General features: G+C 72.8%; 17 protein-coding genes and 1 pseudogene. 3 read left to right on the top strand and 15 right to left on the bottom strand.

Annotation, left to right across the window (positions count from 1 at the left end; all coding sequences use genetic code 11):
• Positions 1–175: 175 nt before the first annotated feature.
• The 3 genes from ACIBJG_RS28380 to ACIBJG_RS28370 all read right to left on the bottom strand — a co-directional run bounded on the left by ACIBJG_RS28380 (position 176) and on the right by ACIBJG_RS28370 (position 2,356).
• Positions 176–1,516 carry a hypothetical protein gene (locus tag ACIBJG_RS28380; protein WP_399311620.1) on the bottom strand — a complete coding sequence of 447 codons (1,341 nt, stop codon included), beginning with the start codon at positions 1,514–1,516 and terminating at the stop codon, positions 176–178.
• 151 nt (positions 1,517–1,667) lie between these two features.
• Positions 1,668–2,048 (bottom strand): PPOX class F420-dependent oxidoreductase, encoded by a 381-nt coding sequence (locus ACIBJG_RS28375; protein ID WP_399311618.1) that lies wholly within the window; start codon positions 2,046–2,048, stop codon positions 1,668–1,670.
• Positions 2,049–2,086: 38 nt separating this feature from the next.
• Entirely contained in the window at positions 2,087–2,356 is a 270-nt protein-coding gene (locus ACIBJG_RS28370) for a helix-turn-helix domain-containing protein (protein WP_399311617.1), read from the bottom strand.
• Between the two features lie 41 nt (positions 2,357–2,397).
• On the opposite strand from ACIBJG_RS28370, the gene map reads away from it, so the two are divergent.
• Positions 2,398–3,165, top strand: coding sequence for a type I methionyl aminopeptidase (gene map / locus ACIBJG_RS28365; protein WP_399311615.1), 768 nt, complete (start codon positions 2,398–2,400; stop codon positions 3,163–3,165).
• Between the two features lie 25 nt (positions 3,166–3,190).
• Here the strand turns inward: map and ACIBJG_RS28360 are convergent, their stop codons facing one another.
• Entirely contained in the window at positions 3,191–4,012 is an 822-nt protein-coding gene (locus tag ACIBJG_RS28360) for a glycoside hydrolase family 75 protein (RefSeq protein WP_399311613.1), read from the bottom strand.
• Between the two features lie 160 nt (positions 4,013–4,172).
• Positions 4,173–5,975, bottom strand: coding sequence for a gamma-glutamyltransferase (ggt, locus tag ACIBJG_RS28355; protein ID WP_399311611.1), 1,803 nt, complete (start codon positions 5,973–5,975; stop codon positions 4,173–4,175).
• A gap of 104 nt (positions 5,976–6,079) precedes the next feature.
• Between ggt and ACIBJG_RS28350 the strand changes: the two genes are divergently transcribed.
• Positions 6,080–6,823, top strand: coding sequence for a hypothetical protein (locus tag ACIBJG_RS28350; protein ID WP_399311610.1), 744 nt, complete (start codon positions 6,080–6,082; stop codon positions 6,821–6,823).
• A gap of 108 nt (positions 6,824–6,931) precedes the next feature.
• Here the strand turns inward: ACIBJG_RS28350 and ACIBJG_RS28345 are convergent.
• The 10 genes and pseudogenes from ACIBJG_RS28345 to ACIBJG_RS28300 form a co-directional block, all read right to left on the bottom strand.
• Positions 6,932–7,260 (bottom strand): annotated as a pseudogene (locus ACIBJG_RS28345) (transposase); the annotation flags it as partial.
• A 1-nt stretch (position 7,261) separates the two neighbouring features.
• Entirely contained in the window at positions 7,262–8,008 is a 747-nt protein-coding gene (locus ACIBJG_RS28340; protein WP_399311608.1) for an arylmalonate decarboxylase, read from the bottom strand.
• Positions 8,005–8,730, bottom strand: a complete 726-nt coding sequence (locus ACIBJG_RS28335; protein ID WP_399311607.1) for a hypothetical protein — start codon at positions 8,728–8,730, stop codon at positions 8,005–8,007. The genes ACIBJG_RS28340 and ACIBJG_RS28335 overlap by 4 nt, the downstream gene beginning before the upstream one ends.
• The gene (locus ACIBJG_RS28330) at positions 8,727–9,590 is read right to left on the bottom strand and encodes an SDR family oxidoreductase (RefSeq protein WP_399311606.1); all 864 of its coding nucleotides are present in this window, start codon (positions 9,588–9,590) and stop codon (positions 8,727–8,729) included. Before ACIBJG_RS28330 ends, ACIBJG_RS28335 begins: the two co-directional genes overlap by 4 nt.
• Complete coding sequence (locus ACIBJG_RS28325; RefSeq protein ID WP_399311605.1) at positions 9,587–10,570, bottom strand: hypothetical protein; 984 nt, start codon at positions 10,568–10,570, stop codon at positions 9,587–9,589. The genes ACIBJG_RS28330 and ACIBJG_RS28325 overlap by 4 nt, the downstream gene beginning before the upstream one ends.
• On the bottom strand, positions 10,567–11,337 hold the full coding sequence (locus tag ACIBJG_RS28320; RefSeq protein WP_399311604.1) for a hypothetical protein: 771 nt from the start codon (positions 11,335–11,337) through the stop codon (positions 10,567–10,569). Before ACIBJG_RS28320 ends, ACIBJG_RS28325 begins: the two co-directional genes overlap by 4 nt.
• Positions 11,334–12,593, bottom strand: a complete 1,260-nt coding sequence (locus ACIBJG_RS28315) for a Rieske 2Fe-2S domain-containing protein (RefSeq protein ID WP_399311602.1) — start codon at positions 12,591–12,593, stop codon at positions 11,334–11,336. Before ACIBJG_RS28315 ends, ACIBJG_RS28320 begins: the two co-directional genes overlap by 4 nt.
• Positions 12,594–12,633: 40 nt before the next feature.
• The gene (locus ACIBJG_RS28310; RefSeq protein ID WP_399311600.1) at positions 12,634–13,626 is read right to left on the bottom strand and encodes a hypothetical protein; all 993 of its coding nucleotides are present in this window, start codon (positions 13,624–13,626) and stop codon (positions 12,634–12,636) included.
• Positions 13,623–14,429: a hypothetical protein gene (locus ACIBJG_RS28305; RefSeq protein ID WP_399311598.1), complete on the bottom strand. Its 807-nt coding sequence runs from the start codon at positions 14,427–14,429 to the stop codon at positions 13,623–13,625. The genes ACIBJG_RS28310 and ACIBJG_RS28305 overlap by 4 nt, the downstream gene beginning before the upstream one ends.
• Positions 14,430–14,547: 118 nt before the next feature.
• Positions 14,548–16,290: a nitrilase-related carbon-nitrogen hydrolase gene (locus ACIBJG_RS28300; RefSeq protein ID WP_399311597.1), complete on the bottom strand. Its 1,743-nt coding sequence runs from the start codon at positions 16,288–16,290 to the stop codon at positions 14,548–14,550.
• A 104-nt stretch (positions 16,291–16,394) separates the two neighbouring features.
• On the opposite strand from ACIBJG_RS28300, the gene ACIBJG_RS28295 reads away from it, so the two are divergent.
• Entirely contained in the window at positions 16,395–16,688 is a 294-nt protein-coding gene (locus ACIBJG_RS28295) for a Dabb family protein (protein WP_399066304.1), read from the top strand.
• Positions 16,689–16,691 lie beyond the last annotated feature (3 nt).

Here is a 16,691-nt window from a genome sequence, read left to right as displayed (position 1 = left end):
CTGCTCCTTCGACGCGGCGTCAGAGAGCCTCTTCGCGTTTCTACGCCCGTAGACACGTGCGTAGGCAAGAACGTAAGCCCCGTCACTGGGCAGGGCAAGACCATCGCCGTGAACCAGCGGAGTCGATCATGTTTCGCACCCGTGCGGACCATTGCCCGGGGTGGGCCGGATGGCCCTACCCGATGCCCGCCACCCGCAGGGCGTGCTCCACATCCCGCTCCCGGGCCTCGGACACCGTCCGCGCCGCCGCCAGCAGATGCGGTACGAGGTGACGCGGGTCGCTCTCCGCGATCCTGGCCGCGTCCTGCGGTGTCCGTACGCGGACGAAGGCCCCGAGCAGCGCCTGCGCCTGGGGCCCGCGGCCGGCCCGGCCCAGGGCGGTCACCGCATCGGCGATCTCGGCGGCCGGCCGGGCCACGCCCTGGCGCAGCAGGTGGCCGCAGTCCTCCGGGCGCCCCGCACCGGCAAGCGCGTCCACCGCGGCCGCGAGTCCGGCCGGGGGCAACGAGGAGACCTCCCACAACAGGGTCGACCAGTCCGCGCCCAACCCCGCGCGGTGGAGCTCGACGGCGAGGACCGGCAACAGCTCCGCGGGCCGGCCCGCCGCCTCGCAGAGCACGCCGTGGGCCTCACCGCTGCGCCCCTGCGCCCGGAGCCGTACGAGGGCCCCGACGGTGGCGCGCGCGGACCGCAGCACGGCCGGGTCCTGAGCCACTGGGGCCTGCCCGGCCGGGGCGGGCTCGGCGCCGGGAGCGCCGCCGAAGCGGGCTCCGCGCGGCAGGGCGGCCGCCACGGGCGGGACGGGCAGGACGGGCGCGGCGGCCGCAGGCCCCTGCTCCTCCACCTCCAGCCCGGCGAAACGCGCGCCCCGCGGCTTCCTGCGGGGCGGTGTGCGGGCGGGGGCGGGCGACGGCTCGGGCTGCCGGGCGGGGTCGGAGCCCTGCGGAGCGACCGCGGGATCCTGTGCGGGCCCCGGTGCGGTCCCCTCCCCAGGCGCGCCCCCATCCCCCGCGCGGTCCCGGCCGGTCGGGACGGCCACCGCGGCCAGCCTCCTGCGGAGCTCCGTGCAGCGGGCCGACGCCCGGGCGTGGTCGTCACGGGCCCAGGCGACCGCCTCCACGTCCCCCGCGCCCGCCTCGCCGCCCGTTCGGGCCGCGCTCAGCCGCTGGGCCGCGTTCGCCTGTTCCCGCAGCATGAGCTCCAGCCGCTCCCCGAGTTGCCGCCGGCCACCGGGGCGCCGGTCGTGGGCGGCGGCGGAGGCCGCGTAGAGCTCGCCCGCACGCACGGCCGCGCGCTCCGCGAACGCGGCACCCCGCACCGACGCGAGATCGGCGAAGAGCGATTCCACGACGTCCCAGGGCGGGATCTCGACCCCCGCCAGACAGGCCCGCATCCCCTCCGGATCACGTCGGCAGAAGACTCCGTACCAACCCCGCCCGGGATCGAGTAGCTCGGCCACCTCTCGCAGATGGTGCGCGAACTCCCCCATGGACACCGCATGCTGATGCAACGTCATCAACGCCCTCGGCCGCCGTCGACTGGAGCCTTCCAGTCCGCAGGCATTCGACCGCAGTCGTGTTACGGGGCGGCTACGCGCACTTTTCGCCCAAGGTCCGGCAGGCGCACACCCGTTGGCGCGAGCGCCCCGTCGACGCCCGGCCCGGGGATCAGAAGGTGATGGCGATCCCGGTGTGCTGCCGCTTGCCGAGCCGGACGATCATCGCCGGGTAGTCGAGCAGCCAGTACTTCCAGGTGTACTTGCGGGCCATGACCCGGCGAACCCCTGCGGTGCCCTGCTCGTCGAGCAGCCTGCCGGTGCCCTCGGCGCTCGGGGCGCCCTCCGCGACGCGCCCGCGCATGTCGCAGACGGTGACGCGGACGCGGGTGTCGTTGCGCAGTCGCTTGATCTTCCACGAATCGGTCTTGGTCCAGACGAACAGCTCGTTCCCGTCGGCCGCGGCCCACACCGGCGTGGCGACGGGGGTGCCGTTCTTCCGGTAGGTGGTGAGGCTGACGTACTCGCTGCGGGCGAAGTCCTGGAGGCTCATGACCCAACCCTACTCAGGCCCGCCCGCCCTCCGTCCCGTTACCCGGCGAGTGGAACGGTCTCCGGCTCCGGGGCACATCGCACGAGGAGTTCGTCCATGGACATTCCGAGCGCCCCGGCGACCGCGGCGACGGTGAAGAACGCCGGAGTCGGCGCACGTCCGGTCTCGATCTTGCGCAGCGTCTCGGCCGAGATTCCGGCAGATCCCGCGATGTCGGCCATGCTGCGGCGACCGCGTGCCTCACGGAGCAGCCGGCCGAGCCGTTCGCCGCGCAGGTGCTCTTCAGGGGTGAGAGGAGTTCGTACCATGCCGTCATTCTAATACCGCTCGGACCGGTATAGTAATTGGCATGGTGCAGCTCAAGACAGACACATCCATCGAAGCCATGCGCGAGGCCGGCCGGGTCGTCGCGCACGTACTGACCGCCACACGCGAGGCGGCGGCGGTCGGCGTATCACTGCGCGAACTCGACGAGGTGGCCCGCGGGGTCCTTCGCGAGGCCGGCGCCGGATCGCCGTTCCTGAACTACCGGCCGCACTTCGCGCCGACGCCCTTCCCCGGCGTGATCTGCGCATCGGTCAACGACGCGATCGTGCACGGCATCCCGAACGATCTGCGGCTGCGTGACGGCGATCTCGTGAGCATCGACGCGGGCGCGACACTCGACGGCTGGTGCGGGGACTCCGCGATCAGCTTCATCGTCGGCCGCGCCCGGCCCGCGGACACCCGTCTCGTCGAAACGGCCTTCGAGGCCCTGGAGGCGGGAATCGCGGCAGCCGTCGTCGGCAACCGGATCGGCGACATCGCCCACGCGATCGGCACGGTCTGCCGCACGGCCGGCTACGGCATCCCGGAGGGATTCGGCGGCCATGGCATCGGCCGGTCCATGCACGAGGACCCGGGCGTCCCCAACGAGGGACGGCCCGGCCGCGGAATGCCGCTGCGGCACGGCATGGCGCTCGCCATCGAGCCGATGCTGATCGGCGGTGGCGGGGACGCCTACCACCCGGACCGCGACGGCTGGACGCTGCGTGCGTCCGACGGCAGCCGGGCGGCGCACGCCGAGCACACGGTGGCCATCACGGACGACGGCCCCCGGATCCTGACCGCCCTCTGACCGGTCCCCGGCCGGAAGGCCCCCGTCAGTTGTTCCGCAGGAACTCCCCGGCGAGAGCTTCTCCTGCGGTCACCGCCGCGCCACGGCTCTCGATCGGCGAGACGACGGAGTCCTTGAACAGGATGTACGTGACGCCGGACCCGGCACCGCCGGCCCTCGGGTCCGGGTCGATCCCGAGCGCCTCGGCGGCGGCGTACGAGGCCTCACCGATGATCCCGGCGGGTCCGGTGTCACCGACGACGGCGTACACGACCTTGCCCGCGTGGACGACTGCGACGACGCTGCCGCCCTTGATCCCGGCGTCGGTGGAGTCCCAGAGGGAGCTGCGGCTCGGCACCACGACGTACGGGAGTTCCTCCGCGTTCAGCGGCCGGTCGCCTGAGGTGTGGAACGCGGTGGCGCCCTGGAAGTACGGGTCGGTGTCCACGTTGCAGGCCTTGGTCACCTGACCGTCGCAGTCGATGTCCAGGTCGGCCTTCCAGAACACGGCCCCGTTCATGCCGCACACCGGCACGGAGGGCGAGGCACCCTCGTCCGTACGGTAGGAACCGTTCGAGATCCGCTTGCAGGACGAGACCTTGGCCAGCAACTCGGCCGCGCCGACCGCCCTTTGCCCGGTCTCGTCAGGGGTGGGGGAAGCGGTCGGCGCGGGCGAGGCAGGGCCGTGGTCGCGCCCCGGACGGGCATAGGCGGCGGGGGTGAGGTGCGGCACCGGAGCCGGGTGTGCCTTCCGTACCGGCGTGAACACGTCGGGCCGGAAGGCCGCGCCGCCGTGGGCGGCCGGCGTCAGGGATCCGGACGCGAGCAGGGCGGCGCCGGAGAGCGTGGCGAGGGCAAGCGTTCGCATGCGCACCGTAGGGGGTGCCCTTCTGTGAGGAGTCTTCCCTTGCTGACATCAGCCAAGACGCCCCCCGGCATGCCCCCGTCGAGGCCGCGGGGCCGGCCCGACGCGCGTCTTCCCGCGTCCGACCGACCCCGCCCGTACCACTACTGACACATCATCAGCTCTACCCGGCCGGCCTCACCACCATGGCCGAACCGCCGCCACGCCGCTCCGTCTCGGCGGCCGCCAGCCACCGCCCGTCCGGCAGTCGCTGCACGCCCGTCGCCGCCCCGATCTCCGGGTTGAGCTTGAAGACGTGCCCCAGAGCCTCCAGTTGTTGCCGCACCGGGCTGTTCCACAGCCCCGGTTCGAGCTCCGTGGCCGCCGCGTTGCGCTGACTGGCCCGGGGCGCCGCGATGGCGTCCACCAACGGCAGGCCCCGGTCGACCGCGCCGATCAGCGTCTGGAGCACGGTCGTGATGATCGTGGCGCCGCCGGGCGACCCCAGGGCCAGCACCGGCTTCCCGTGCTTGAGCACGATGGTCGGGGAGATGGACGACCGCGGCCGCTTGCCCGGACCGGGCAGGTTCGGGTCGTGGACGGCCGGATTGGCCGGCGCGAACGAGAAGTCCGTCAGCTCGTTGTTGAGCAGGAAGCCCCGCCCCGGCACCGTGATGCCGCTGCCGCCGGTCTGCTCGATCGTCAGGGTGTACGCGACGACGTTGCCCCACTTGTCGGCGGCCGTGAGGTGGGTGGTGTTCTCACCCTCGTACGTCGTCGGGGCAGCAGTCCCGGCACCGGCGCAGTCACCGGGGTGACGCGGATCCCCCGGGGCGAGCGGGCTGGTGAGCACCGCGTCGTCCTTGATCAGGCACTCACGCGAGTCGGCGAACCGCTGGCTGAGGAGTTCCTTCGTCGGTACGTCCTCGAACGCCGGGTCACCGACCCAGCGTCCGCGGTCCGCGAAGGCGATGCGGCTCGCCTCGATGTAGCGGTGCAGGTACTGCGCCTGGCTCGCCTTCGAAAGGTCGGTGGACTCAAGGATGTTGAGGGCCTCGCCCACGGACGTACCACCGGAAGAGGACGGCGCCATGCCGTAGACGTCGAGCCCGCGGTAGCCGACCTTCGTGGGTGCCTGCCGCAATGCCCGGTAGGAGCGCAGGTCCTTCGTGGTGAGGTCGCCCGGACGCACCACCCGGGTCGATGCGGGGTCGACGGGAGGATTGCGTACGGTCCGCACGATGTCGTCGGCCAGCTTGCCCCGGTAGAGCGCGTCGACCCCCTTGCGGCCGACCTCCTCGTACGTACGCGCCAGGTCGGGGTTCTTGAAGACGGAGCCGACCGCCGGGAGTTCGCCGCCCGGCAGGAAGAGCTTCCGGGTGGCGGGGAAGTCGGCGAACCTGGCCCGGTTGCCCTCCGTCTGCGAGCGGAACGTACCGTCGACGACGAAACCGTCGCGGGCCAGCCGCTCGGCCGGCGCCAGGACCTGCCGGAGCGACTTGCTGCCCCAGGCGTCGAGCGCGGCGTCCCAGGTGGCGGGGGTGCCCGGGGTACCGACACCGAGGCCACTGGTGACGACGGACTCGAACGCGAGGGGCTTCCCGTTCTCCAGGAAGAGCGAGGAGTCCGCGCTGCGCGGCGCGGTCTCGCGCCCGTCGATCGTCTCCACCGTGCGGGTGCGGGCGTCGTAGTGCACGAAGTAGCCACCGCCGCCCAGACCCGCCGAGTACGGCTCGGTCACCCCGAGGGCCGCCGCGGTGGCTACGGCGGCGTCCACCGCGTTGCCGCCCTTGCGCAGCACCTCGATGCCGGCGGCCGTCGCATCGGCGTCGACGCTGGAGACCGCTCCTCCGTAGCCCACCGCCACGGGGGATTTGGGCGGCGGCACGGTCGGCGGAGCGGACGAGGACGGGGCGGCCGCCCCGACCGACACCACGGCGGCGAGAACACCTAACAACGACACATTCCGCGCAACGGAACGCCTCATGCGCACCTCCAGTGAAGGATTGTCCGCGCAGGGTAACGCCGCCCCGGCCGCCCCGTCAGGACCGCCTCGAACTTGAGGCCGAATGCCCGCTAACATGCCCGCCCATGACTGACGACGTACGCAACATCGTGCTGGGCGTGATAGCCGCCGGCCTCAGCGCCGCCCTCGGCTGGCTCGCGCGCACCTATTTCTGGCGCCGAAAGCTCCGCCGCAAGCAGGCGTTCTTCGGACTGCCGGGGAACTCGGAATGCCTGCTCGTCGTCAACCGCGACGCGGGCGGTGACGGCGCCGTCCACCGGCACGACGTCTTCGCCCTGCTCGAACTTTCCGCGCTGATCAAGGACTGCTCGGCGCATGCCCAGATCCTGTCCCACGATCTGGCCCAGCAGGGGTTCGGCGAACGGACCGAGTTCTGCGTCGGCGGCCCTGTCTCCAACCGCCGCATGGCCGCGCACCTGCACTCCCTGCTGCCCGGCGTGAAGGTCAACACGGACGCCGAACCCGGCCCGGACCGCAACGCCTTCCAGATCGGCTCGGAGCGCTACCGGGTGGAGAAGGGCGTCGCCGAGTACGTACTGCTGGCCCGGCTGACGGCCGGTCAGGAGGCCCGTCCGGTCTTCCTGTTCTGCGGGCAGCAGGCGATCACCAACCAGGCGGCGTCCCGCTATCTGGCCCGCAACTACGAGCGGCTGGCCCGCAAGCACGGGAACAGCTCCTTCTGCTTGCTGCTGAAGGTGGTCAACTCCCAGGCGTACGGCCCCGATGTGGTCGAGCTGGTCGGCGACGTGACCCGCGCGGCCCAGGCCCCGGCACCGGCGCCCCGGACCTCGCACCGCGCCGCGGGCTGAGGGCCGCAGGGCCGGAGGCGGCCGGGTCGGAGGCGGCCGGGTCGGAGGCCGCAGGGCCGGAGTCGGCCGGACGGAGTCCACAGCGGCTCCGCCTGCCCGGCTTGATCTTCAACCTGCGCGACGTGGACGTGGAGTCGTCGACTTCTTGGTTCGTCGCTTTGTGGGCTCCAGTTGCCGATTGTGTGCACGTCATAGCGTGGGGTGGGTGGGTTGTTTCTGCGACCGGATGGCCGTCCCGGGCCGGGCTGAGAGGATTTCGGTGCTCCGGCTGGGCAGGCCGCCTTCGGCCGGAGGTGCCGAAAACCGCGGCGGACTCGTGCAGGGGCAAATCCGTCCGCGGGACTTGGCTTCTCCCATGGTCGGTGCAGGTCCACCGCCAGGGGGCGGGCGAGTCGGAGCTGGGTGAGGACCACGAGGATCAGTCAGGTCCAGCGGTCCTCAGTGGTCGCGGAGCAGGCTGCCCGCCCCCTCGATCCGCTCGGTGAACCCGTTGTCCCGCAGCGCCATCCACCAGGTGGCCGCGTTGATGGCGATGACGGGCAGACCGAGCCACCGTTCGGCCTCGTCGGCGAGCCGCACCATCGACAGGTTGGTGCCGCACTGGACAACGGCGTCGACGCCGGGCAGAGCGGCGAGCGAGGTCAGCGCCTCCCGCAGTTCGTCCTCCGCGACATGGGCGATGGACACCGCGGTGGGGCAGCGCAGTCCTGTGATACCGGCGACCTCGAAGCCGAGTTCGGTGAAGAAGCGCCGCACGTTCTCGTCGCCGACCGGCTGGTAGGGCGTCACCACCGCGATGCGGCGGGCACCGTAGAGGTGCAGGGCCCGTTCGCACGCCTGGGCCCCGGTGGCCACTTCCAGGCCGGTGATGTCGTGGATCTGCTTGATGAACTCCCGGTTGCCCTCGACCCCTCCCCAGAAGGTCTCGGCGGACATGCCCATCACCATGTAGTCCGGCTCGCAGGTCATGACGCGGTCACAGGCTCCGCCGATCTCGGCGCGGATCTGGTCCAGGAGGCGCTCCATGCCGGCGTCGCCGTCCATGTCCTGGTCACGGATGTGGATGCGGGAGAAGTGGGCCGTCACGCCGGGCACGGCCATCCGGTAGAAGTCGGGCTCCACGATGGTGTTGGTACTCGGGGCGATCACGCCGAACTTGCGGCGCCAGCCGAGGGCGTCAGTCATGAGGTCACCGTCCGGGCGTCGGGGGCGGAGGGGGTGCCGGGGTCCGCGGGGGTGGCGGCCGCTGCGGACAGCACGGGGGCGAGCCGCCAGGCGGCGAGGACCGCCGCGGCCTGGGTGAGCGTGTTGCAGGACTGCTCCACCCACTGGAGTGCCACGCTCTGGTCCGGGCGCGAGGCGAGTGGGCCGAGGACGTACATGCCCAGCAGCCAGAACCCTGCCGCCGATGCGGCGAGGGTGTCACCGGCGGCGCGGGCCAGGAGGATGAGCCGTACGGCGCACACGGTGACGGCCGCGATGGTCAGCGCCATGACGGGGGCGGTCGAGGCGAATGCCGCCGATGCGCCGGCCACCACCGCCCACAACCCTGCGAACACCCAGGGCAGCCTGCCGCCGGCCGGAGCGCCGCCCCCGCTCTCCGGCCCGCCGGGCAGCCTGAACCGCAGCAGGGCAAGGGCCAGCAGCAGGAAACCGGCGGACAACAGGGGGAAGAGCGCCTTGTTGAGCGGCTGGATGTCGGGGCCGTCGAGTGCCACGATCAGTTTCCACCCGGCCTTGGACAGGCCCCCGGCAGCGATCAGCGCGGTGGCGGAGACGGCCAGGTGACGGCCGGCGCGGCCGGTCCGGGCGGCGGGCGCGACGAGGCGGGCCGCCGCGCACGCGGTCAGCAGCACGGGGACGAAGTCCTCGACGGCCAGCGACACCGGGTAGGCGAGGTCGCTCATCGGCCTGTCTCCTCGTTCTGTGGCGCCGGCACCGGGGTACCGGACGGATGGTCAGGCATGACGTGACGGCGCCGGAAGGCCGCGCCGGCGAAGCGCCCGGCGGCCTTGCGGCGCGTGAGCCAGGCGGCCCGGCCACCGTTGCGGGTGCGGCCGGACAGGACCTGGGCGGCGAGCCAGGGCGTGACGGTCTCGACGGTGTCGGCCAGGATGTCGAAGACCTTGCGGGCCTTCTCGTACTCCTGCGCCGTGTACCCGTGGGTGAGGACGTCGGTGACGACCATGCCGGGCGACAGGGCCATGGCCCGCACGTCGTGCGGGTGCGTGGCGGCGTGCGCGCGGAGGTCGGCGGCCAGGGCGCGGGTCAGGTACGTGACGGCGCTCTTGGTGGCGCCGTACGCGCCGAGGCCGGGCAGCACGCGGCCGTCCGAGCCGAAGCCCTCCATGTTCCACACGGCACCGCGGCCGAGTGCGAGGAACCCTGCCGTGGCGACGGCCGAACCATTCGCCACGCCCATCAGGTTGGCGTCGAGGACCGCCCCGACCTCGACCTCGGTCAGCTCCCACAGCGGGCGGCGGGCGGTCACGGCGCCCGCGTTGTTGATCCACACGTCGACGGTGCCGAACGCGTCGAGAGCCGCCTCCCACAGCGCGGCGAGCTGTACGCGGTCGGTGACGTCGGCGGGTCTGCCGATCAGCCGGTCCGGCGGTGCGTCGAGGCGGACCACGGCCTCCCGGACGGCCTCGGCGGTGCGTCCGCACAGCGCGACGCGGCAGCCCCGGTCGAGGAAGGCGCGGGCCAGTCCGTGGCCGATGCCCCGGGTGCCACCGGTGACGACCACGACGGGCCCTTCGGCGGTCATGACGCGCTCCAGTCCAGGACGCCGTGCAGCACGGCGGCGAGGACCTGCCCGTCGAAGACCTCGTAGGTGACGGCGAGCCGGCCGCCGGCGCTCATCCCGGGGGTGGCGTCGAGCGCGTACTCGCGGCCGACGACGCGCTGCGCACCGCCGTCCGCGAAGTGCCAGACAGGGAAGTTGGCGCGGCCGAAGGCCTGTGCGTTGCCCCAGGCGCCGGGGCCCTCCCAGAACTCGCGGGTGCCGTCGCGGCGGCGAACGACGGTGGCTTCGCGGTCGAGTCCGCTTCCGGACCAGCTGAGGTGGTGCTCGGTGCGCAGCAGGTCCAGCGGGGTGAGGCGGTCCTCGACGAGGACGGTGCCCAGGCGCTTCTGGTGCGCGTCCCACACCTCGCACTCCCCCGCGAACGTGCCCGACTGCTTGGTGGGCAGGATCCACGGCACGGGGCCGCAGCGGGTCTCGGCCGCGAGGTGGGCGGCGACCGCCTCACGGGTGGCGGGGTTCTCGTCGTGGTCGGTGGTGCGCCGGTAGACGCCGTTGAAGCAGCCGACGACGGTCCAGCCCTGGTAGAGCACCGAGGAGTAGACCTGGGTGTCGCCGTCGGGCAGCACGTGGTTCCAGGTGTTGAGGCCCACCTGCCAGCCGGGCCCGTAGTAGCGCGCGTCGACGAACGTGCCGTACGGCTGTCCGCTGCCGTGGAAGTCGGGACCGACGTAGACGCGGTTGTCGTCCGCGTCGGTGACGCCGAAGGCGAACGGGGCGGCGAGCCGGAACCGGCCGGCGAGCGGGCCGCCGCCTTCGAGGCCGCCGTCCATGCGATAGACGGTGGCGCCGTCGGTGTACTCGGACGAACGGCGGATGTCCTCGTAGCCGCACCAGGTGCCGGTGGCGTCGAACAGGGAGGGGCGGCCGTGCCATTCGCCGGCGATGCGCTGCTGCCAGACGCTGGGACCGGCGGCTTCGGCCTGGGCCTGGTTCTCGGTCACGGGGTCTCCTCCACGGCCGGGCGGCCGGTGATCAGCAGGGCGCGCAGTCCGTCCGTCACGACGGGGCCGACCAGGCGCTCGACCTGCGCCCAGACGGCGTCGATCTCCGGGCTGAACAGCAGCTCCCGCATCCGGTGGTCGCGGTCGGCGAGGGCGGTGTGCTCGACGTCGTCGGCGGCCCGGGCGGGGAAGTCGGCGGCGATGGCGAGCCAGTGGTCGAGGTAGGCGTCGGCGATCGGGCCGACCTCGGCGAACGCGGCGTCGTCCGCGCGGTGGGCCAGCATCCACGGTGACATCAGGGCCCGTTGGCGGGGGCCGATGTGCGCCGGGGCGATTCCGGCGATGTCCGCGGCCTTCTCGAACGGTGCGGTGAGGGGTCCGTAGACGTGGTCGGTGTAGTCGCCGTGGGCGGCGAGGTCGGCGCGCTGCACCAGGTCGAGATGGAAGGCGTAGGAGTCGCCGGTCCGCACGGCGTCCAGGGTGAAGTGGGGCAGCGGGTCGTCGGCGGCACCGAAGGCGAACACCATGTGGCTGTCGAGCCCGATGGGCGGGACCACCAGGGAGATGTGGACGACGGAGGCGACCGGGCCGTCACCGGTGAAGCAGCGGACGGAGCCGGCCGGTCCGGGAAAGGCTGTCGAGGTGAGGGCGGCCCAGGGGGTGGGGACCTCGGTGACTCGGGTGGCGGCGACCAGGCGGTCCAGGATGCGCAGGGACAGTGCGGTGGGCGGGCTGGCCGGGGCGGGGGCGCTGTTCATGGTGGTCACTCGCTCTCCGGGTGGGCGGCGGACCGGTCGGCGCTCTCGGCCGTCGGCTGGGCGGGGGGCTGTTCGGCGCTCCGGGGCGCCCGGGCGTCGGGCTGTTCGGCGCCTTCGACCGTCGGGTGGAATCCGTGGGCCTTCTGCTCCCAGGCGCGCCCGAACTCGGGCACGTCGCGGCGGCTCGGCGAGGCGATCACGGTGGATGTGCGTTCGGGCACGTCGCCGGTGATCCGGTCGCCGGACCCCACCGCCCAGCCCTTGGCGGCGAGTTCCTGGCGCCGGCGGCGGTAGGCCACCGAGATCATGTCGGAACGCAGGTGGAGTTCGGCGCCGAGGTCGGCGGGCAGGAGCTCCGGACGGGTCGCGTCCACGACGGGGGCGTCCTGGCCGAAGATGCGGTAGACCCGCTTGCGGGCATTCGCGTCGGCCCAGGAGCCGGTGAAGAAGTCGCGCAGGGCCACCCATTTGACGAGGGTGGTGGTCTCGTCGACGGGGATGTTGGTGTCGTAGATGATCATGTTGCCGAACGGCAGCCGCACATGCAGCTTGACCAGGTTGGGAAGCATCCAGCCTGCGGTGGTGACCACCGGCGGGCGCTCCTCGCCCTGGGACTTGCGGTCGGCGTAGAGCTTGGACCACAGGCCCTTGGCCGCCGGCGGGTGCATCGACACGGTGGCGAACGCCGACCACTCGTCGGGCTGTTCGACGGTGTACTCCTCGACCTCGGGCCGGTCGGGGTTGCCGAAGGCGGCGCCGTGGACGAAGGGGGTGTGGGCGATGTCGCAGCCGTTCTCCAGTACCCGTTCGTAGTTGGAGTTCCACAGGTACTCGCCGGTGACCACGCGGTATCTGCCGCCGTTCTCGACCAGGTCGTCGAACTCGGGCCACACCGGGATCGGGGGGCGTTCCGCCTCCGGCAGGTCGCCCATGAACACCCAGACGAATCCGTAGCGTTCGCACGCCGGGTAGGAGTCGACGCGGGCCTTCCTGGGGATCCCGCGGCCGGGCATGTTGGCCGGGATCGACGTGCACGCGCCCTCGGGGTCGAAACGCCAGCCGTGGTACGGGCAGACGACACAGTCGTCGGAGAGGCTGCCGCCGGAGAGAGCAGCGCCGCGGTGGGCGCAGAGGTCGGACAGGGCGACGGGCTTGCCGTCCTTGGTCCGGTACAGGACCAGGCTCTGGCCCAGACAGACCACTTTGGCGGGTTTGCGGCCGACGCGGTCGGCGAACTCGACCGCGTACCAGAAGTTCTTGAACATGGCGGGGAAGCGCTCCTCGGGTCGTTCGAGGTGGTGCGGGTCAGCGGCGGTGAACGGCGAGCAGTCCGGGGTGCGGCGGCCTGAGCAGCTCGTCGAGGCGGTGTCCGGCGGCGGCGTCGTCGCGCAGCCTCGCCACACAGAACTCGGTGACCAGCCGGCCGAGCAGGGGACGTGGTGCGTCCCGGCCGGCGCCGGTCTCCTCCAGGAAGCCGCGGGCCGTGGTGGGGTCGTGCGGGTGGCAGGCGGTGAAGTGGCCGGCGCCGGCGAGCCGGGCCCACGCGCTGGCGCCGCCCGCGTCGGGCACCGCGTCCCGGAAGGTCCGCAGGACCGGGTCGTGAGCGGCGTCGTCGTCCGCGTAGCGGTCGGCGCTGGCCGCGATGACGCCGTCGTGCTCGCCGGAGAGCAGGAGCACAGGCGGTCCCGGTCCCACCGGCAGGACGGTGCCCTCCGGCCAGCCGAGCATGGAGGCGACGAGGGTGTGGGCGCCGTAGGCGAACACCGCCCGGACGCCCGATGTCAGGGCGGCGGACTGGAGGGCGACGGTGCCGCCCGCGGAGTGGCCGCCGAGTGCCACCCGGTCGAGGTCCAGCAGGCCCTCCAGCGGTGCACGGCGGGCGAGTTCCGCCAGCGCGCCGACGAGCGCGCCGATGAGCGGACTCGTGGGGCGGGAGCCCCAGCCGGCGGGCGAGGCCGCCTCCAGGTCCACGGCGGGTGTGAGGCCGTGGCTGCCTGCGAACAGCTCGCCGACGAGGTCGGCGGTGACCGCGACCAGACCGGCGCGGGCGAGTTCGACGGCGAGCCAACGGTAGGCGTCCTGGCCGACGTTGATGCCGGGCAGCAGCAGGACGACCGGGTAGGGGGCGTCGGCCGGGTCGGCGGGCAGCTCACCGGTCAGCCGTTCGGCGTCCGAGCCGGTGGGACGGGCCGGGTAGAAGACGCGCAGGTGGGCGGTGTCGAAGGGGTCCTTCAGGCCGGGCACCCGGCACGCCCACCACAGCGAGCGGACCGCCGTGTCCGGCGCGGGGGCGGTCACCGGGCTCTCGGCAGTTCGCGGTCGCCGCCCCACAGGCCGCGTACCAGACGGTCCGTCGTCTCCTGGCCGAAGTAGCGCACGCCCATGACGTTGGCGGGGTCGCGTTCGGCGATGTTGCGACGGGTCGCGAGGTCGGCGGCGGCGAGCGCGTCGCGCTCCTCCTCCGGAACGGTCTCGGCGGCGTCGACCCAGCCCAGCCAGCGGTCCACGTGGGCGTGGGTGAGCCGGCGCACGAGGTCGATGTGCTCTTCGTCGCGGGGCATGGAGTAGCAGTACGCGGTCGGCGAGAGGCTCGCGCGGATGAAGGCGGCGCGGCTGGTGAACCAGTCCAGTTTCGGGTGGCTGTCGCGGACTTCGAGCCACTCCTCCTCCAGCGGCGCGTAGTAGCGGTCGTACGCCTCGCCGTCGGCGATGAGGTGGGTACGGGGCACGGAGTCCAGGTAGAACCAGCCGCCGGGCCAGCACAGCAGGGCGATGGCGAGGTGGGGTACGCGGATGTGCGGTCCGAGCCACACCGTCAGATGGAGGTTGGCGAAGCCCTGGGTGGGGTTGCCGAGCCAGGAGTGGACCATCCAGTCGACCTCGGGCCCGCTGTAGGCGGCCAGCGAACCGCCGGGGCTCTCGGGCGGGTTGCCGTAGGAGTCGAGGGCGAGGGTGGCGGGGTCGCGGGTGAGCTCGAAACGGGCGTCGATCTTCGCCTTGAGTTCGCCGAGCAGCTCCTGCCATTGGCGGAAGGTCTCGGTGACGTCGGTGACGGGTGCCATGTCCGTCATGTCCTGCACAGCCTTGAGAGTCTCGGTCATGGCGCTCCTCGGGGGTGACTGGGGCGGAGGAAGGGGCGAGGTGGCCCCCGCCGCGGACGCCGGACGCTCGCCGACGTCCGCCTGTTCGTACGGGTTACGGGCGCGGACGGGGTGGAGATCAGCTGGTACGGGGCCGGGGCTCCGGGGCGGTCAGCGCGCCGGCCAGCCGCCAGGGCCTGCCGTCGACGAGGTCGGTGCGGCGGGAGACCAGGCGTCGGACCGCCTGGGCGGGATGGACGGCGGAAAGGGTGAGCGGACCGGACGCGGGTGTGGTCAGCGGGTGGCTGATCCGGCCGGTGAAGCCGCCGTCGCGGCTCTGCCAGAGCCCGAAGTTCACGGGAAGCGCGTGGATCGCCCCTTGGCCGTGACCGGCCGCGACCACGTTGATCCGGTTCTCGGCGGAGCGCTCGGGCAGGCCGAGGGTGTGCTCCCAGGGCTCGGCGCCCGTGTGGCAGACGGCCGCGGTGTCCGCCCCTGCGAGGGCGGCCAGCCGGAAGGTCTCCGGGTGGAGCGCGTCGTCCCCGACGACCAGGGCGACTCGGCCCCACGGGGCGTCGTGGGTCGACGGCGGGGCCGGCTTCTCGACCGCCCAGCCGGAGTGCCGGGCGCAGGGGTGCAGCTGCGGCACGCGCAGCACCGGGCCGCCCGCGCCCAGCAGGAGCCCGGTGTGCACGCCGGCCTCGGGAAAGGTGCAGGCGAGCAGGGCGTCCGTCCCCCGCAGCGCCCCGGCCAGGGCATCCACGGCGGCGGTCGTGAGGGATGACGGATCGGGGTCGTCGTCGGGAACGACGCCGTCGGGCCAGAGGAACAGTTCCGGCAGCACGATCACCCGCGCGCCGGTGCCGGCGGCCCGGCTGACGAGCGCGACCGCTTCGCGGAGCGCGGCCTGGCCCTGTCCGGCCGGGCGCAGCACCGCGGCGGTGACGCTCGCGGCGCGCTCCGCGGGGAAGGGCGACGACGGGCGCGGCTCGCTCGCGATCGGGCCGTAGAGCCAGGGCCGGCGGGCCGCGAAGAGGTCGGTGCCGTCGGGGCGCCGCTTGTCGTCGGCGGCGGCCGGCTCGATGTCGGCGACCACGACCGCCTCGCGGGTCCGGGGGGCCCGGGCCACCACGGTTCCGTCGGGGCGGACGATCTGGCTCTCGCCCGCTCCGTGCAGCGCCTCGGGCGGCACTCCCAGTCCCGCACTGACGGCGGCGAGATGGTCGTCGGGGATGAGGGGGCCGATCTTGTTGGCGGCCACCACCCAGACCTTGTTCTCGGCGGCGCGTACGGGTATGTGAAGAGACGCCTCGTCGAGCGCGAAGGAGTTGAGGCTGTTGAGCAGTACCTGGGCGCCGCGCAGGGCCAGACCGCGGCAGACCTCGTTGACGACTCCTTCCATGCAGGAGTACAGGCCGAACCGGCCGAGCGGCGTGTCGATCACCGGTCCCTCGGTGTCGGCCGGGTCGAGGTGGTCGTTCTCGCTGCCCATGAGCGTCTGCTTGTCGGCGCGGCCCAGCAGTGTGCCGTCCGGACCGAAGAGAAGGCTCGCGGCGGTGATCCGCATGCCGTCGTCGCGGTCCGGCGCGAAGCCCTTGGTGGCGAGGGTGACGTGCAGCTTGACCAACAGTTTGTGGCGGGCGGCGGCTTGCGCGACCGCCGTGAGGAAGGGGTCTTCGGGCCGGCACGCCTCGCGCAGCGCGTGGGCGCGGTCGCGGTACCAGGAGAGGTGGTTGCAGAACTCGGGAAGCACGACGAGCGCGGCGCCGCGGGACGCCGCCTCATCGACGGCGCGCAGCACGGCCGCGAGGTTCGACTCCTTGTCCTCCCCTACGGCGAACTGGGCCGCAGCCACCCGTACGGAGCCGGCGACGCGGGCCATGGCATCCTCCTGTGGTTCCTCTAGCGGAACAGCGTTTCCCAAACATACACTCGCAGCCGCCCTTGCGACAGAGGGAATTTCACCGTCATATCCCGGAGGCTGCCGTGCTCACCCATGTCGTTCTTATGCGGTTCACCGACCCCGGCGACGCACCCGAGGCGCGTCGCCGGCTGGCCGAACTCGCGCCCCTCGTACCGGAGATACGGTCGATCGAACTCGGCCTCGACACCGTCGGCTCACCGGTGTCGTTCCATCTGTGCATGATCACCCGGCACGACGACGAGGCCGGGCTGAGCGCGTACCAGAACCATCCGCGCCATCTGGAACTCGCCTCGTGGCTGCGTCCGCGCCTCGCCGACCGGGCCGTGGTCGACCATGCCGGGTCCGACGCGGGCTGACCC

It is taken from the genome of Streptomyces sp. NPDC050422 (assembly GCF_044458665.1).
Classification (GTDB): domain Bacteria; phylum Actinomycetota; class Actinomycetes; order Streptomycetales; family Streptomycetaceae; genus Streptomyces.
Note: the sequence above shows the minus strand (reverse complement) of the source record. Positions and strands in the feature narration are given on the sequence as shown.

Coding starts and splice junctions, on each gene's coding strand:
- ACIBJG_RS28380 (WP_399311620.1), bottom strand. CDS start 1,516: ATGACGTTGCATCAGCATGCGGTGTCCATGGGGGAGTTCGCGCACCAT.
- ACIBJG_RS28375 (WP_399311618.1), bottom strand. CDS start 2,048: ATGAGCCTCCAGGACTTCGCCCGCAGCGAGTACGTCAGCCTCACCACC.
- ACIBJG_RS28370 (WP_399311617.1), bottom strand. CDS start 2,356: ATGGTACGAACTCCTCTCACCCCTGAAGAGCACCTGCGCGGCGAACGG.
- map (WP_399311615.1), top strand. CDS start 2,398: ATGGTGCAGCTCAAGACAGACACATCCATCGAAGCCATGCGCGAGGCC.
- ACIBJG_RS28360 (WP_399311613.1), bottom strand. CDS start 4,012: ATGCGAACGCTTGCCCTCGCCACGCTCTCCGGCGCCGCCCTGCTCGCG.
- ggt (WP_399311611.1), bottom strand. CDS start 5,975: ATGAGGCGTTCCGTTGCGCGGAATGTGTCGTTGTTAGGTGTTCTCGCC.
- ACIBJG_RS28350 (WP_399311610.1), top strand. CDS start 6,080: ATGACTGACGACGTACGCAACATCGTGCTGGGCGTGATAGCCGCCGGC.
- ACIBJG_RS28340 (WP_399311608.1), bottom strand. CDS start 8,008: ATGACTGACGCCCTCGGCTGGCGCCGCAAGTTCGGCGTGATCGCCCCG.
- ACIBJG_RS28335 (WP_399311607.1), bottom strand. CDS start 8,730: ATGAGCGACCTCGCCTACCCGGTGTCGCTGGCCGTCGAGGACTTCGTC.
- ACIBJG_RS28330 (WP_399311606.1), bottom strand. CDS start 9,590: ATGACCGCCGAAGGGCCCGTCGTGGTCGTCACCGGTGGCACCCGGGGC.
- ACIBJG_RS28315 (WP_399311602.1), bottom strand. CDS start 12,593: ATGTTCAAGAACTTCTGGTACGCGGTCGAGTTCGCCGACCGCGTCGGC.
- ACIBJG_RS28305 (WP_399311598.1), bottom strand. CDS start 14,429: ATGACCGAGACTCTCAAGGCTGTGCAGGACATGACGGACATGGCACCC.
- ACIBJG_RS28300 (WP_399311597.1), bottom strand. CDS start 16,290: ATGGCCCGCGTCGCCGGCTCCGTACGGGTGGCTGCGGCCCAGTTCGCC.